This is a genomic window from Gemella morbillorum, assembly GCF_900476045.1.
Classification (GTDB): Bacteria; Bacillota; Bacilli; order Staphylococcales; family Gemellaceae; genus Gemella; species Gemella morbillorum.
Map to the genome: position 1 here is coordinate 1229976 of NZ_LS483440.1, position 17454 is coordinate 1247429.

The 17454-nt window shown below is 31.2% G+C and carries 11 protein-coding genes; 7 read left to right on the top strand and 4 right to left on the bottom strand.

Features of this window, described 5'->3' with window-relative positions; genetic code table 11:
- Positions 1–176 precede the first annotated feature (176 nt).
- Positions 177–2255 (top strand): coiled-coil domain-containing protein, encoded by a 2079-nt coding sequence (locus DQN46_RS05955; RefSeq protein ID WP_111743346.1) that lies wholly within the window; start codon positions 177–179, stop codon positions 2253–2255.
- A gap of 94 nt (positions 2256–2349) precedes the next feature.
- Here the strand turns inward: DQN46_RS05955 and metG are convergent, their stop codons facing one another.
- Positions 2350–4347, bottom strand: a complete 1998-nt coding sequence (gene metG / locus DQN46_RS05960; RefSeq protein WP_111743347.1) for a methionine--tRNA ligase — start codon at positions 4345–4347, stop codon at positions 2350–2352.
- Between the two features lie 822 nt (positions 4348–5169).
- Between metG and adhE the strand changes: the two genes are divergently transcribed.
- A complete protein-coding gene (gene adhE, locus DQN46_RS05965) occupies positions 5170–7815 on the top strand; it encodes a bifunctional acetaldehyde-CoA/alcohol dehydrogenase (RefSeq protein WP_425250634.1) in 2646 nt (881 codons plus the stop codon).
- A gap of 177 nt (positions 7816–7992) precedes the next feature.
- On the opposite strand, the gene pepT is transcribed toward adhE, so the two are convergent.
- Positions 7993–9219 (bottom strand): peptidase T, encoded by a 1227-nt coding sequence (gene pepT, locus DQN46_RS05970; RefSeq protein WP_111743349.1) that lies wholly within the window; start codon positions 9217–9219, stop codon positions 7993–7995.
- A gap of 241 nt (positions 9220–9460) precedes the next feature.
- On the opposite strand from pepT, the gene DQN46_RS05975 reads away from it, so the two are divergent.
- A complete protein-coding gene (locus tag DQN46_RS05975) occupies positions 9461–9961 on the top strand; it encodes an acyl-CoA thioesterase (protein ID WP_004632665.1) in 501 nt (166 codons plus the stop codon).
- Positions 9962–10014: 53 nt separating this feature from the next.
- On the opposite strand, the gene DQN46_RS05980 is transcribed toward DQN46_RS05975, so the two are convergent.
- Positions 10015–11736: a phospho-sugar mutase gene (locus DQN46_RS05980; RefSeq protein WP_111743350.1), complete on the bottom strand. Its 1722-nt coding sequence runs from the start codon at positions 11734–11736 to the stop codon at positions 10015–10017.
- 24 nt (positions 11737–11760) lie between these two features.
- Entirely contained in the window at positions 11761–12471 is a 711-nt protein-coding gene (gene deoD / locus DQN46_RS05985) for a purine-nucleoside phosphorylase (RefSeq protein WP_111743351.1), read from the bottom strand.
- A 368-nt stretch (positions 12472–12839) separates the two neighbouring features.
- Here deoD and mbhE point away from each other — a divergent pair, with 368 nt between their 5' ends.
- The 4 genes from mbhE to DQN46_RS06005 are packed head-to-tail and all read left to right on the top strand — an operon-like array spanning position 12840 to position 17454.
- Complete coding sequence (gene mbhE / locus DQN46_RS05990) at positions 12840–15206, top strand: hydrogen gas-evolving membrane-bound hydrogenase subunit E (protein ID WP_111743352.1); 2367 nt, start codon at positions 12840–12842, stop codon at positions 15204–15206.
- Positions 15196–15621, top strand: a complete 426-nt coding sequence (locus tag DQN46_RS05995; RefSeq protein WP_004632672.1) for a Na(+)/H(+) antiporter subunit B — start codon at positions 15196–15198, stop codon at positions 15619–15621. Before mbhE ends, DQN46_RS05995 begins: the two co-directional genes overlap by 11 nt.
- Positions 15621–15980 (top strand): Na(+)/H(+) antiporter subunit C, encoded by a 360-nt coding sequence (locus DQN46_RS06000; RefSeq protein WP_004632675.1) that lies wholly within the window; start codon positions 15621–15623, stop codon positions 15978–15980. Before DQN46_RS05995 ends, DQN46_RS06000 begins: the two co-directional genes overlap by 1 nt.
- Positions 15973–17454, top strand: coding sequence for a proton-conducting transporter transmembrane domain-containing protein (locus tag DQN46_RS06005; protein ID WP_111743353.1), 1482 nt, complete (start codon positions 15973–15975; stop codon positions 17452–17454). Before DQN46_RS06000 ends, DQN46_RS06005 begins: the two co-directional genes overlap by 8 nt.

Sequence of the window (17454 nt, forward strand, 5' to 3'; positions counted from 1 at the left end):
TAATACCTCTATTTAAATTTATTAAAAAACTTTTCACAAAAAACATATACCTTAATGATAACATATTTCAATTAGAGTTCAAAGTTTTTTCTTCTATTTTAATTGTTTTTTATGTAGTTATGATATGATTTTGTGGTATAATGTTAATATTAGAGTTATATGAAAGGATAGTAAGCATGACAAAAGAAGAAGAAAAAGATAAGTTAAATGATGATAATTCAGCTAATACAGACACGCAAAAAAACAACATATCTTTTTTTAATCGTCTAAAACAGCAAGTAAAAACTTTAAACTTTAAGAATGAGAAGCAAGAGATTGCTGATGAAAATATAACTCAAGTTGATAATGAAATTGTTTTAGAAGAAGAATTAAAAAGAAAAGAAAAAGAAGCAAAAGAACGTGCTTTTAGATTAGAAAGTGCGAGAAAAAAATTCGAAAAAGAGCAAAAACGTATAGAAGAAGAACATAAAAAAAATATGGCCCAACGAGCAGAGCAGGAGCGACTAGAAGCTGAACGTATTGCTCGTGAAAAAGAGCTTGAACGTCAGCGCATTGAAGAGGAAAAAGCTCGCAAACGTGAAGAAGAACGTTTAGAACGTGAACGTATTGCTCATGAAAAAGAGCTTGAACGACAACGTATCGAAGAAGAAAAAGCTCGTAAACGAGAGGAAGAACGCTTAGAACGCGAACGTATTGCTCATGAAAAAGAGCTTGAACGTCAGCGTATTGAAGAGGAAAAAGCTCGTAAACGTGAAGAAGATCGTCTAGAACGCGAACGTATCGCTCGTGAAAAAGAACTTGAACGTCAGCGTATTGAAGAGGAAAAAGCTCGTAAACGTGAAGAAGATCGTCTAGAACGTGAACGTATTGAAAAAGAACAAGCTGAAGAAAGAAGAAAATTATTCCAAAAAAAAGACAAAGAATTTAAACTAGCTGAAGATTTGAAAAAAATAGAATTTCTTGAGAAAGAAAACGAGAAGAAAGAACACGAAAATAATCTTCTTGCCCTTGAAACTTCTTTAATAGCTTTGGAAGATAAAATTGGTGAAAAAGCACTTTCTATAAATAAATTAAAAAATAGAAAGGCTGAAAAAGACGAAATACTTCTAGAGGAAAAGCGTCTAAGTACCCTCCTTACTCAAAAGCAAATACTCCAAAAAGATATTGCAGCTGAGAAGAAATTAATTGAAAGAATTCAAAAAAATCTTGAACTCGAACACAAAATAGATGGCTTCAAAAAAGAAATTTATAGTATTAGAAAAGAAGTTGTAAATGAAGACGAAACTGTCTTTAAAGTTAAAAATCACAAAAATAAATTGGAAAACATATTTATTGCTGCATTTGTAGGAATCAAAGCATTTACACTTAAATATATTTTTAGAAAAGATGTTAAAGATTATAACGGTATAAGAAAAACCTCTAAAAATATTAAAGTAAAAATAGCTACTTCATTTATACTAGCAATACTATTATCTCTATGTTTCTTAATTACGCTTAAGTTTATTTCGTCTGCTAAAGAACATTACGTTAGTTTCGATGATCTTCAAACTACTGCCGTAGATACAACCGATGAAATGAAAAAACAAAAAGAAGCAGAGGAAAAAGCAAAAATATTAGAAGCTCAAGAAAAAGCTAATGCTGCTAGAATTGATTCAGAAGCCCAAGACGAAGAAATAACAGCAAAACTAGCTGGAACATTTGTTTCTTATTCATTTGATGTTAAGCGTGAAATTACTGTTAATAAAAAATTACATACGTTTAAATCTGCAAATTGGGCAGATACTGGAGATGTTATCGAAGCTGGGACTAAGTTTACCGTTGATAAATTAGTTTCACCAGCTGGTTATATGATGTATCGTATTTCATCAGGAGATCATGCTGGACAATTTGTTACTGCTAATGAGAAATTCGTTAGCGTCGATAAGAAAAATGATAATTTCTCTAATTTTGTATCACGTCCAGTTGCTATTAAATTCTTAGCATCACAAAATGTCTATAAAGACCAAGAAATTAATGATATAAGAGTAACAATGAGTAATGGAGCTGTTCTTAATATTAGTGGTTATGGCATATCAAAAAATAATAGATTAATCTACCATATCACAGACGGTTCATTCATTCCTGTTAATCCTATTCGTTTAACAGAAGTTAATCGAGAATCTGCAAATTCTAAAAACATAAATAAAGAAGATAAGAATAGTTCAAATAGTCAAAGAAATAGTACTACACAAAATACAACACAAAGAAATAGATAATAGTAAAAAGGAGTTGATTACAGTAAATTAATCAACTCCTTTTACATAGAGTATATCAAAAGCTGTTCAAGTGAATTTACTTGAACAGCTTTTTTTATCTTATTTCTGCCCCATTAGGTATATCAACGTTAATTTCTACAACACGTAAAATACCATCTTTTTCTGCTGAAAGTATCATACCTTCACTTAGTTCCCCGCAAAGTTTAACAGGTTTTAAGTTAGCAACTACCGCTACTTTTTTCCCTATTAAATCTTCTGGTTTATAATATTTTGCAATACCTGAAACAATCTGTCTTTGATGATTTCCTAAATCTAATTTGAATTTAAGTAATTTTGAGCTTTTCTTAACTTTTTCACATTCTAGTACTTGTGCCACTCTTAAAGAAGTTTCAAAGAATTTATCTATTGTTATTTCTTCCGCCAACTCCACATAAGTACCCTCTTCTACTTTATCTTCAGTTTCTAAATTAGCCAGTGCCTTGGGAGACATTTGCTCTTTGATATATTCAACTTCCACTTCCTTATCAAAACGAGGGAATATTGGAGTTGGTTTTTCTACTACCTTAGTAGTTCCATCAAATACACCGAAAGTTTTTGCAGTTTCAAATGTCAATAAATCGTCTGAAAGTCCTAGTTGAACTTTAATTTCTTTTGGTGCGTTAGTTAATGCTGGACTTATTAAAATAGTAGCAATTCTCAAACTTTCCGCTAAGTAATTCATTACCTTATCTAATTCACCCTTACTAGCTTCATCTTTAGCTAAGATCCAAGGTGTTGTTTGATCAATATATTTATTAGTTCGAGAAATAAATTTCCATACTGATTCTAATGCTTTAGAAAATTGCATATTTTCCATATAACCATCATATTCATCTATAACTTCTTTTGATAATTCAATAAGTTCAGTATCAAATTCAGTTGTTGGTTCAACAAATTTTGGTATTACCCCATTACAATATTTATTTATCATCGAAATTGTTCTATTAAGCAGGTTTCCTAGATCATTAGAAAGATCTGAGTTTATTCTATCAATAAAGCTTTCCGGTGTGAAAATACCATCTTGTCCAAATGGAACTTCTCTAAGCAGATAGTATCTAGCCGCATCCAAACCATAACGCTCAATTAACATATATGGATCTACTACATTACCTTTTGACTTACTCATTTTACCATCTTTCATCAATAGCCAACCATGAGCAAATATTTTTTTAGGAAGAGGTAAATCCAATGCCATAAGCAATATCGGCCAGTAAATAACGTGGAAACGAACGATTTCTTTACCTACTACTTGAACATCAGCAGGCCAATATTTATTAAATAACTCTTCACTTTCTCCAGTTGCATATCCTAATGCTGTAATATAGTTAACAAGTGCATCAATCCACACATAAACAACATGTTTCGGGTTTGATTTAACTTTAACTCCCCAATTAAAAGTAGTACGTGTTACCGCCAAATCCTCTAATCCAGGTTTAATAAAGTTGTTTAACATTTCATTTTTACGACTTTCAGGTAAGATAAACTCTGGGTGTTCATCGTAATACTTAACTAAACGGTCTGCATACTTGCTCATTTTAAAGAAGTAACATTCTTCACTCACAAGCTTTACTTCATTACCGCTTGGAGCAATACCACCAATCATATTCCCATCTTCATCACGAAATACCTCTTGAAGTTGTGTCTCTGTGAAGTACTCCTCATCACTAATCGAATACCAACCTTTATATTCCCCTAGATAAATATCACCTTTTTCTACAAGTCGTTCAAAGATTTCAGCAACTGCTCTTTCGTGATATCCATCTGTTGTACGAATAAATTTACTGTAATCTATATCCATTGCAGACCATAACTTTTTTATATCTTTTATCATATCATCAACATACTGCTGCTCGCTAACACCTTTTTCTTGTGCTTTTTGTTGAATTTTTTGACCATGTTCATCAGTTCCTGTTAAAAAATAAGTATCAAAACCGCTTAATTTTTTATATCTAGTTAATGCATCGCATGCCACAGTTGTGTATGCATGGCCGATATGTAAATTACCACTTGGGTAATAAATCGGTGTTGTAACGTAAAATGTTTTTTTCATCATTCTACATTCTCCTCTCATCAGTTTTTTCATTAATATATACTTAATCATTTTATCATATATTCTGTTTAATTGTATAGCTTTTATTTATATTTTTTAAAAATTTTAAAACTTTATAATTTTTAGTTATATTACGTGTTAAAAAATTATAATTCATAAAGTATCTCAAATTTAAAATCTCTATCCGTAATTTATGTTTTAATGAAAGTAACGCTAATTTACAATATATTATCTTAATCATCCATTTACACTTTCCAGATCTGAAACTACATTTTTGTAAACGATAAAGAATATCATTTACAAAGGTAATATTTTTTATTCGCTTTTAGATATATTTGTTAACTTTTAAATCTCTCCCCCCGCTTCTCTCTGTTATACAATTATATTATTATATAACAGGAATTAATGTTATTTAATAATTTCAAAGTGTTAAATACTTAGCCGCCTATGCTGCCGGATTACTTTTAAACTGTTTTCGCACCTACTTGTATAATTATTCTGTTAAAAACCCTGAAATTTTTTTCTTTTAGTTTTCATTTTTTCACTTTTACTTTTTTTCTTATTCTACTTCTTTTAAATACTATTTCATGTTATACTGTAGTTGCAAGGTAGTCGACACCACTGCAAAAGATTGCACTAAATATTTCATAATTATCAATTATAAATTTAAGAAATAAGTAATTCTAAATCCCTTCTGTAATATTAGAAAATCACTAAAATTTATATCTTAAATTTTAAACTAGTTAAACGTAAAATATATTTAGTATATAACAATAAAATATTAGTGTATAACAAAAATTAAATGATTTTTTCTGGGAGGAAATTATTATGGTAAAAGAAAAAGTAGTAAATAATGATGCTGTACAAGAAGTAGATATACTAGTAAATAAAGCTCTAACTGCTTTAGATGAATTTAGAAAAATAGACGATCAAGAAAAAATTGATGCTATTGTTCAAGCAGCGGCTGTGGCTGCTGTAGAAGAACATGGACCTTTAGCTATTGCCGCTGTAGAAGAAACAGGGCGTGGTAATATAGAAGATAAAGCTATTAAAAATCTATACGCTGCTGAATATATTACAAATAACCTTCGCGGCTTAAAAACAGTTGGTATTGTTGATAGAGACGAATCAGACGGTCTTATAGCGATTGCTGAGCCTGTCGGAGTTATCTGTGGGGTAGTGCCTACTACAAACCCTACATCAACTACAGTTTTTAAATCACTTATTGCTTTAAAAACTCGTAACCCTATTATTTTTAGCTTCCATCCATCTGCTAATGAATGTTCTAAAAAAGCTGCACGCATAGTGAGAGACGCTGCTATTAAAGCTGGTGCTCCTGAAAACTGTATTCAATTCATTGAAAAACCTACTTTAGATGGAACTAATGCTTTAATGAAACACCCTGGCGTTTCTACTATCCTTGCTACTGGTGGTGGCGCTATGGTTAAAGCGGCTTACTCATGTGGTAAACCTGCTCTTGGGGTTGGACCTGGTAACGTACCAGCTTATGTACATAAAGAAGCTAAATTAAAACAAGCTGTTAATGACATAGTTTTAGGTAAAGCATTTGATAATGGAATGATTTGCGCGAGTGAACAAGCTGCAATCGTGGATAGAGAAATTTACGATGAATTTATCAAACTTATAAAATCACATCACGTTTACTTCGTTAACGCTGAAGAAAAAGCTAAATTAGAAAAATTATTATTCGGTGTGCAAGCTTACTCACAAGATGTTGAAACTGCAAAACTAAATTCTGTGATAGTTGGTAAATATGCTGAAGATATTGCAAAAATGGCAGGATTTGAAGTTCCAAAAGGTACTGTTATTCTAGCTGCAGAATGTAAAGAAGTAGGGGTTAATGAACCTCTTACTCGTGAAAAACTTTCACCAGTATTAGCTGTTCTTAAATCTACTAGTACAGAAGATGGTATTGAAAAATCTCGTCAAATGGTAGAATTTAACGGATTAGGGCACAGTGCGGCTATTCATACACAAGATGCAGATGTTGCTGAAGAATTCGGTAAAGTGGTTAGAGCTTGTCGTATTATCTGGAATTCTCCATCTTCATTCGGTGGTATTGGAGATGTATATAATGCATTCATTCCATCACTTACATTAGGATGTGGTAGCTTCGGAGGAAACTCAGTTTCTGGAAACGTTAGTGCTGTAAACCTTCTAAATATAAAGTTAATCGGTCGAAGAAATAATAATTTACAATGGTATAAAATTCCACCTAAAATATATTTCGAACCAAATGCTATTAGATATTTAAGTGAAATGGAGGGTTTAGAGAGGGTAATGATAGTAACTGATGAATCTATGGTTAAACTTGGATTCGCAGCACGTATTATCGATCAACTAAACCGTCGTACAAATAAAGTTCAATATGAGGTATTTGCTGGTGTTGAACCTAACCCAGATATCACAACTGTTCGTCGTGGTTTAGAAATAATGAATGCATTTAAACCAAATGCTATTGTTGCACTTGGTGGTGGTTCTGCTATGGACGCAGGTAAGATTATGTGGTTATTCTATGAAAGACCTGATGCAGACTTTAAAGAGTTAGTTCAAAAATTCATGGATATCAGAAAACGTACTGTAAAATATCCTCATTTAGGTAATAAAGCTAAGTTTATCTGTGTAGCAACTACTTCAGGTACTGGTAGTGAAGTTACACCATTTGCAGTTATTTCTGATAAAGAACATGGTAAAAAATATCCACTAGCAGACTATGCACTTACTCCACATGTTGCTATCGTTGATCCAAATATGGTTATGACTGTACCAGCTCGTCCTACAGCTTCTACTGGTATGGACGTTCTTACTCACGCTACAGAGGCATACACTTCTATCTTAGCAAACGATTATACTGATGGTATCGCTCTACAGGCAATAAAAATAGTATTTGAAAATCTTGAAAAATCTGTAAAAGAGTTTGACAAGACGGCTCGTGAGAAAATGCATAACGCTTCATGTTTAGCTGGTATGGCATTCGCAAATGCTTTCCTAGGTATTTGCCACTCTATGGCTCACAAAATTGGTGGTAAATTCCATACTATTCACGGTGAAACAAATGCTACTTTACTTCCATATGTTATCCGTTACAATGGTACACGTCCTGGTAAAGTATCTATTTGGCCAAAATATGAACATTATCAAGCAGCTGAAAGATTCCAAGATATTGCACGTATGTTAGGATTAAAAGCTGACACACCTGAAGAAGCTGTTGAATCATACGCACAAGCAGTATTCGAGCTTGGTAAACGTGTTGGTTGTCCTATGAGCTTCAAAGACCATGGAGTTGATTACGAAGCATTCAAAGCGGAACTTCGTCAACTTTCTCTAGATGCATATGAAGATCAATGTACTCCAGCAAACCCTCGTCTTGCACTATTAAAAGATTTAGAAGGTATTATGGAAGCTGCATGGTTCGGATATGATAAGAAAAAATACGAAGAAAATAAATAATTAAAATCAATATAATAGAGAAACCCTATTAGCACTTTCAAGTTAATAGGGTTTCTTCATTTCAATTTAATATACATTAAAATAAGATTGTAAAATTTAAGGATGATCTAATTAGGATTATCCATAATTTTACAATCTTATCTGCTAATTATCGATCACACCAAGGTGTAATCTTTTCTACTTTTTTGCTAATTTGGCAATCTCCACAATTACATCTGATGCTTTTTTCATGTGTTCTAAACAACTAAATTCATATTGTCCATGGAAATTTTCTCCACCAACAAAGATATTTGGTGTTGGAATGCCCATATATGAAATTTTTGATCCATCTGTTCCTCCACGAATTGGAATAATTATAGGAACAACATCAGCATTTTTCATAGCTTGTTCTGCTATATCTACACAACGTTTATCTTCTTTAATAACGTCTCCCATATTGTAATATTGATCGTACATTTCATACTCTACAACATTGCCATACTTATCATTTATTTTTGCAGCTACTTCTTCTGCGAATTTTTTACAAGCTAAGAATTTCTCTTTATCATGATCACGGATAATATAAACCATTTCTGCATATTCAATACGAGCTTCCATATTGTGAAGCAGGAAAAATCCTTCATAATCTTCTGTATGTTCTGGTACTTCTTTTTCAGGGAATAGCATTGCTAACTCAGCTGCAATCATATTAGCATTTTTCATTTTTCCTTTAGCTGTTCCTGGATGTACACTCACACCCGTGATTTTATATGTAATTTGCGCAGCATTAAAACTTTCATATTGAAGTTCTCCAAGCACACTTCCATCCATAGTGTAAGCATACTCTGTCCCAAATCCTTTAGCATCAAAATGATCAGCACCTCTCCCAATTTCTTCATCTGGTCCAAAAGCAATTCTTATGTCTCCATGTTCAATCTCAGGATGTTCACTTAAATATTTTACAGCTTCAACAATTTCTACAATCCCTGCTTTATCATCAGCACCTAATAAAGTTGTTCCATCTGTTGTAACTAATGTCAAACCTTTGTAATTCTTAAGATTTGGAAACTCTTTTGTTGTCATAATAATATTTTTTTCTTTATTAAGAACTATATCTTCTCCATCATAATTTTCTACTACCTGTGGACTGATTCCTTCTACATTAAAATCAGCTGTATCAACATGAGAAATAAAACCGATTCTATCATAAGGTTTGTCCGTATTAGCTGGTAATGTAGCTGTTAAAAACCAATTTTCTTCATTAAGAACTATATCGCTTAGTTTAAGTTCTTCTAATTGTCCTTTTAACATTCTTAAAAAATCTTTTTGTTCTGGTGTCGATGGAAGAGTCTTACTATTGGCATCAGACCTAGACTTGAAATTAACATAACCTAAAAATCTCTCTAACATAGTTTCATATTTCATTATTCTACACCTCATTTATTTGTTCTTTATTCTATTATAATATACTTTTTTACAAAATGTAAAGATTATAATTTTCTAATTTATATTTTTCTCTTAATATATTTACTTTTATGTGATACAATTAATCATGTATTTCAAAAATCAAATTGATAATAATAAATTTATTATCTAATATACCATTATTATATTATAGTAAAAACTATTTGAAATAAAATTAAAATAAATAACAAGGAGAATACCTATGCAAGAGGTTATTAACTATAAAGACACTAGAGTAGAAAATTTCCATACAATCTATCCTAATCATATGAATAGGCATGATACATTATTTGGTGGCCAGACACTTTATTGGCTAGATGATGTTCAAGGATTAGTTATAAGAAGATATACTCACTTACCATTTTTTACTGCAAGTATTGATACTTATCAATTCTTAGATGTTGTACATCGCCATGAGGCACTTATAATAGATAGTTATATTTCGAGAGTTGGGACCCGAAGTGTTGAAATTTTTGCTGAACTAAGTGCATTCAATCACGAAACAAGACAGACTCGTTTAGTAGGAATTTGTTTTTCTACTTTCGCCCTTAACAAAGAAACTGTTCTTGAAAATCCACTACCAAAAGTAGAATATACAGATGAAATTTCAAAATTTGTAAGTGGAACATATGCCGATAGACAAAGTGGAAAATTAACTGCTCGTGCTTTTTGTAAAGAATATTTAAAATACTATAATAAATAACAAAAAAGTAAAGTACTTTCTAACATATAAGTACTTTACTTCTTTTATATTAATTAGTCGATAGAATAAAGTAATTCTAAAACTTTTTCTTCAAATTTAACTAATTTCTCTTCTGCTATATCTTTATTTTCGTCTTTTACATAAATGTAAAGCTTAACTTTTGGTTCTGTTCCACTTGGACGTAATGTATACCAAGATTCATCTGCATAACTGAATTTAACAGCGTCTGTTTTTTCAATATCAATAGCTTTTTCTTCTCCAGTAGCTACTGTTTTTTCTTTTTGAGTTAGGTAATCAGTTACTGAAACTACCTCGCTTCCTGCAATCTCACGTGCAAAAATTTCACGATATTGTTCCATCATACGTTTGATTCTTTGGGCTCCTGCAGCTCCTTCTAACACGATTGAGATAGTTTTATCCATGTAATATCCGTATTTTTCATAAAATGCATCTAATACATCCACTAATGTTTTACCTTGTTTTTTATAGAACGCTGCTGCTTCTACTAATAACATAGCAATAGTAACACCATCTTTATCTCTTAAGAACGTTCCTACATTATATCCAATACTTTCTTCGTATCCCATAACATAGTTTTTCTCACCTGTATTATCCCATTCATTAGGCAATGCACAAATATTTTTAAATCCTGTAAGAACATCAATTACTTCTACTCCATATTCTCTACATAACGGTTCTACCATCTTAGAAGTAACGATAGATTTTACTAAAACAGGATTTTCTGGTAACTTCCCTTGCTTAGCTAAGTTTTCAATTACATATTGAACTAAAATAGCTCCAACTTGGTTACCATTAAATGATACCACTTCTCCGTTGTGAATAGCTTCCACCGCTAAACGGTCACAGTCAGGGTCAGTTGCAATAAGAATTTCTGCATTAACTTTTTTGGCTAATCTTTCACTATATTCAAATGCTGCAGTATCTTCTGGGTTTGGATATTCGATAGTTGGGAACGTTCCATCTGGATCTTTTTGTTCTGCAACGACATGAACATTTTCAAAGCCACGACGTGCAAGAACTGTAGTTACAGCCTTGTACCCAGCACCATTAAGCGGTGTGTAAACTACTGAAATATTTTTATCTATATTCTCATCATTTATTGTACAGTTTAGAGATTCTTTATAAAATTCCTCGTCAACTTCTTCTCCAATATAAACTAATAATCCTTTTTCTAATGCTTCTTCTTCTGTTAATGTAACATATTCTTCGAAAATATCCATTGAATTAATATACTCAAGAACTTTATCACTTATATCAGATTTAATTTGAGAACCTTCTTGCCAATATACTTTATATCCATTATATTCTTTTGGATTGTGGCTTGCGGTAATATTAATTCCACTAGCAGTTCCTAAATAACGAACTGCAAATGACAATTCTGGAGTTGGACGTAAATCTTCAAATAAATATGCTTTAACTCCATTACTAGCCATTACTAATGCTGCCAATTTTGCAAATTCTTTTGAAAATAGACGTGGGTCATGTGCAATAGCTATACCTTTTTCTTGTAATCCATTGTCAATAATAGTTTGCGCTAAGGCTTTAGTTGCACGTGCAATAATAAAACGGTTCATTCTATTTGAACCCATTCCTACTTTACCACGAAGTCCTGCAGTTCCAAATTCTAATTCTTTATAAAATCTGTCTTCTTTTTCTGTTTCATCATTCTCTACAGCTTTTAGTTGAAGCTTTTCTTCTTCTGTCAAAGCTGGACTATTAAGCCATTTTTCATATAACTCTTGATAATTAATCATAATTTCTGCTCCTTTTACATATTTTTACGCTAAGTTTAATGCGATTTCCATCATTTTAGTAAATGCTGTTTGCCTTTCTTCTGGTGTTGTTTCTTCTCCAGTAACTAATGAATCACTTACTGTTAAAATTGTTAATGCATTTACTCCTGCTGCTGTTGCATTCGCATACAATGCTGTACTTTCCATTTCAACTGCTAGTACACCCATTTTTATCCAGTTATTCATAGCTTCTTTATCAGCATTATAAAAAATCTCACTACATAAGATATTTCCTACATGTACCGGTTGTCCCATTTCTTGAGCTTTGTTGTAAGCTTTTAGTAGTAAATCAAATGATGCTGTTAAACTATAATTCCCTGGTATATTATATTGGTGCATATAGTTTGAGTTAGTTGATGAACCCATTCCTAAAATTACGTCATATAACTTAACCTCTGGTTGTAAAGCTCCACAAGTTCCTATTCTTATTAAATTTTTAACTCCAAAAACATGAATTAATTCATAAGAATAAATACCTATACTTGCTGGCCCCATTCCAGTTCCCATTACAGAAATCTTTTTACCTTTGTATGTTCCAGTATATCCAAGCATTCCACGAACTTCGTTAAAACAAACCGCATCTTCTAAAAATGTTTCAGCAATAAACTTAGCTCTAAGTGGATCTCCAGGTAATAAAATAGTTTCGGCAATTTCTACTCCATTTGGTTTAATATGTGGTGTTTGTTTATGTGACATCTTGGTCCCCCTGTTTATATTTAATAACTCTATTATACCTTTTTTCTTTTTCTTAAACAAGAGTTATTAAAAAAATAATTATCTATATTTTATTCTAAGGAAAAGCGTTAGTCTTCTGTATAGCCTTTTTTATTTATACTTTAATATATGTATTTTTGAAATCGTTTTTATAATAATATTTATACTCTTGTAGAAAGTATTTAATATTAAAATTTGTTACTTTATTGATAAAAATTAACATTTACTAAAGAAATAACTTTATTAAAGTCACAAAGTAATTTTCTAAAAAGTGAATTTTAATGGTATTTTAAGCTATTTTGTTATATAATAAGTGTTATGAAGAAAATTTATTAGAAAGAGGTTTTTTTATGTTACAATTAGCCGTCTTTTTACCAGTAATTGCTATGTTCTTCGTTCCATTCTTTAGAAAAACATTTAACAAAATTCATACTGGTAAATTTGTTATAATTGTACCTTTAATCTTATTTGGATATTTTGTATTTAATACTAAAAATATCTATTTAGGTGGTACTATCTATAAAACTTGGGCATTTGCTTCTAACGTAGGATTAGATATAAACCTAAAACTTGATGGATTATCACTATTATTTGCTCTTCTTATTACAGGAATTGGTACATTAGTAATATTATATTCTTGTTATTACATGAGTATAGCAGATGAAAAATTACATAAGTTCTATATATTTTTATTAATTTTCATGTCTGCAATGTTGGGGATTGTCCTATCAGACAATTTACTAAGTATGTATATGTTCTGGGAAATGACTTCAGTGTCTTCTTTCCTACTAATTAGTTATTGGCATGAAAATGATGCTTCAAGAAAAGGAGCTTTAAAGTCATTAATTATTACTGTTTTTGGTGGTGTTTTAATGCTTGGAGGAATATTCGTCCTTCATAGAATCACTGGAAGTTTTAATATAAGTGAAATTATAGAATATAGTAATAATCATGGTTTTAATACTACATACTTTATCGCTATGATATTAATACTATTTGGGGCATTCACTAAATCTGCACAGTTCCCATTCCACATTTGGTTACCTGATGCTATGGCTGCGCCTACTCCAATTAGTAGTTATTTACATTCCGCAACAATGGTTAAGGCAGGTATTTATTTACTTCTTAGAATAGGTATAGTTTTTTCATTTACTCCTATCTTTGGAAATATATTAATCATTGTTGGAACTGTAACAATGGTTATTGGTTCAATTTCTGCTATTTTCCTTAAAGATTTAAAAGGAATTTTAGCTTACTCTACTATAAGTCAACTCGGTATGATGACTTTAATGATAGGTATAGCGAATTTAGGTCTATATAATGACAATAACTATGTTTATACCTTTGCATTTTATGCTGTTTGCTTCCATATCATTAATCATGCTGCATTTAAGGCTGGCTTATTTATGATTACTGGCGTTATCGATCATACATTTCACACGCGTGACATAGATAAATTACGCGGTATTCGTAAATTTATGCCAATTAGTTTTATTCTTAGTATTATCGCTGGATTCTCAATGGCTGGTATTCCTCCTTTAAGTGGATTCTATTCAAAAGAGTACTTCTTAACTGCTGTTTATAGTTTAACTAGTTCTAGTATTCTTTACATTGTAGTTGCCATTTTAGTAGTTATCGCAGCAATAGGAACTGCAATTTATTCATTTATTTTATCATTCAAACCTTTTATGGGGACTCTTGATAAAAATAAACTCGAAGGAAAAAGAATTCATCTTCCAAATAACAGTATTTTTATAGCACCTACTATTTTAGTATTTTTTGTAATTATTAATACTTTTATAAAAGACTATATTGTAATACCTGCACAAAAAGCAGCACTTGCTGTTAATGTTACGAATAATGAAGTTATTAATCACGTTAATCATGGAAGTTTCTTTTCAATAGAATTAATTACTTCTATTTTTATTATAATAGTTGCTGGTGTTCTTTATAAATTATACGCTAGTACTAACAATATATATAAATATAACCCAACTATCTTTTCAGTTCATGGTACGTACAATAGTCTAGGAAATACGCTTCACAAAGGAAGTGCACTTCTTCATGATGCTTTTGTTACAAACGAACTTAGAAGAAATATGAGTTATATCTTTGGTGTTTTATCTATAACTATTATTGGTGGATACTTCACAGTTGGTTCGCCAATTGTTATAAATAAATTTTCTACCGTACATATCATGAATATTTTTATCGGGCTTTGCATCGCTGTGTGTTGTATTGCTTTAGCTAAAACATATAATCGCCTTGTGCTTATTATCCTTTCATCTGGAATTGGCTTTATGATGACTGCACTTTATGTTACTTTCAGAGCACCGGACCTTGCAATGACACAATTTGTTATAGAATCTATTTCAACTATTATTTTCTTAGTTGCCTTTATTCTATTAACTGACAAAACAAAACATGTTGAAAAACAACCATTTAAACTAACTAATGCTATTATAGCTACACTTAGCGGAATCAGCTTTATCATTATTGGTTTAGTTGCATATGCTTATAAACATCCATCAGAAATTAGCCAGTTTTATTTTGATAATGTTGTTGCCTCTGGTGGAGGAAATATAGTTAATGTTATTATTGTTGACTTCAGGGGATTTGATACATTATTTGAAGTTACAGTTATGACAATGGTAGCACTAATTATTTATGCAATGTTTAAAATTATCAAACGAGGAGGTCCTAAAGATGAAAACTAATGATGTTATTTTAAAATCACTATCTATTATAATCTCAGGTTGTATATTTTTACTATCACTTAGTTTATATTTTGGCGGCCATTTCCTCCCTGGTGGTGGATTCGTAGGAGGACTTTTGTGTACTATGGCTTTGGCTCTTGCAATGTTCACTTATGGAATTGACAAAGTAAATAAATTGCTACCTATTAATTATGTTTATGTCACTGCACTAGGATTACTATTTTCAATCGGAACTGCGTTTAGTGGTATAGTAGCAGGAAAAAATTTCTTCAAACATCACTTTACACACATCCATGTACCACTTATGGGGGAGATGGAGTTGCATACAGCTGCAATTTTTGACCTTGGTGTATATTTAATTGTTGTTGGTGTATTGATGTCTGTAATCTTAGCTTTTGGAAAGGATGGTAAATAATGGAATTTTATATGATTATCTTATGTGGTATTCTAGTTGGATTTGGCGTTTACCTTATGCTTTCTAAAAGTATGATGCGTATTATCATTGGAGTCGGTCTTTTTGGGCATGCTGCAAACTTAATTATTCTAATTGCTGGTGGTTTGTATGATGGAGATATCCCTATTATCTCAGAACTTGGGAAAAACTATATTGATCCCGTGCCGGCAGCTTTAATACTTACTGCAATTGTTATCGGATTTGCAGTTACCTGTCTTTTAATTTCAATTTATATCGCAAACTATAAGCTAAAAGGTAGCGATAATGTTATTGAGTTAGAAGATGTAGAACACATAAAGGAGGTTAATAAAAATGCATAGTAATTTACCTGTTATTCCTATTTTTATACCTCTTTTATTCGCGGCAATTACTATATTGTTTAGAAAAAGAATAGGTATGCAACGCTTTTTAACGTTTGTGGCTACTATCCTTACCTTTGGATTTTCAATTTACAATATTTATTTAGTAAATAAACACAAAATTTTAATCTTAGAAATGGGTAATTGGATGAGTCCATTTGGTATAACACTAACACTTGATGGTTTAAATAGTATTCTAGTGACGACATCTAGCGTAGTATTTCTAGCTACACTATTTTATTCATTTAAAACTATTGATAAAATACGTGAACTTAGCTTCTTTTATCCTGGATTTTTATTAATCATGGTTGGAGTTAACGGAGCATTTACAACTGGAGATATATTTAACCTTTTTGTTTTCTATGAAATACTTCTTATGGCTTCATACTTACTGCTTTTAGTAGGTATTAACAAAGAACAGCTTAAATCTTCAATAAGTTATGTATTAATGAATGTTTTTGCTGGAAGTTTATTTGTTATTAGTATTGGTTATTTATATACGATTGTTGGTAGTTTAAATATGGCATATATTTCTCAAACTATTGCTAATATGAATGACCGCCGTAGTATTTATCTTGTTGGTGCAGTTATGATTTTTGTTTTCTGTATGAAGGGGGCATTGTTCCCATTATTTACATGGATGAATAGATCATATGCAGCTCCACCTATTGCTGTATCAGTAATTTTTGCTGCACTACTAACAAAGGTTGGTTTGTACTCTATTATTAGAACTTATGGATTATTCTATTACGGATCAAGTTTTATTAAATCATATTTATTAATTCTTGGGGCTATTTCTATTATTGCAGGGTGCATTGGAGCTATCTACCAAAAAAATCTAAAACAAATCGTAATTTTCAATATAGTTATTTCTCTTGGAGTTATGGTTTGTGGAACTGCTACTCTTAATATTTTTGGTGTTAAAGGTGCATTATTCTATGTTGTGAATGATATACTTCTAAAAGCAGCTCTCTTTATAGTTGTTGGATTAATAATATATGTTAGCGGAGTTAAAGCTCTTAAAAAATGTGGCTTAATAAATAAATATCCACTCTTAGCATGGACTTACTTCATTATAGTATTGTCTCTTGCTGGTGTACCACCATTCAGTGGTTTTTATGGTAAAGCACTTATTATTCGTGGATTAGTTCTGGATAATAATATATTTATTGCTGTTCTAGTTGCAGGTTCAGGTTTAGTAGTATTTTATTCTCTAATTAAAATATTCCTTAATATTTTCTATGATAATATTAATAAAAGCCTTATATTAACAGCTTTACCAAAAGGTATATTAATACCTCTTGTATCATTAGTTGCTATTGCTTTTATTATAGGAATATATTCTAATCAACTGGATTCTTTCTTTGAGCAAGCAGTCCAAATGATTTTAAAACCTGAACAATACATTGATTTAGTACTTAAGAAAGGAGCATAA

Coding starts and splice junctions, on each gene's coding strand:
- DQN46_RS05980 (WP_111743350.1), bottom strand. CDS start 11,736: ATGATTAATTATCAAGAGTTATATGAAAAATGGCTTAATAGTCCAGCT.
- mbhE (WP_111743352.1), top strand. CDS start 12,840: ATGTTACAATTAGCCGTCTTTTTACCAGTAATTGCTATGTTCTTCGTT.
- metG (WP_111743347.1), bottom strand. CDS start 4,347: ATGATGAAAAAAACATTTTACGTTACAACACCGATTTATTACCCAAGT.
- DQN46_RS05955 (WP_111743346.1), top strand. CDS start 177: ATGACAAAAGAAGAAGAAAAAGATAAGTTAAATGATGATAATTCAGCT.
- deoD (WP_111743351.1), bottom strand. CDS start 12,471: ATGTCACATAAACAAACACCACATATTAAACCAAATGGAGTAGAAATT.
- DQN46_RS05995 (WP_004632672.1), top strand. CDS start 15,196: ATGAAAACTAATGATGTTATTTTAAAATCACTATCTATTATAATCTCA.
- DQN46_RS05975 (WP_004632665.1), top strand. CDS start 9,461: ATGCAAGAGGTTATTAACTATAAAGACACTAGAGTAGAAAATTTCCAT.
- DQN46_RS06005 (WP_111743353.1), top strand. CDS start 15,973: ATGCATAGTAATTTACCTGTTATTCCTATTTTTATACCTCTTTTATTC.
- DQN46_RS06000 (WP_004632675.1), top strand. CDS start 15,621: ATGGAATTTTATATGATTATCTTATGTGGTATTCTAGTTGGATTTGGC.
- pepT (WP_111743349.1), bottom strand. CDS start 9,219: ATGAAATATGAAACTATGTTAGAGAGATTTTTAGGTTATGTTAATTTC.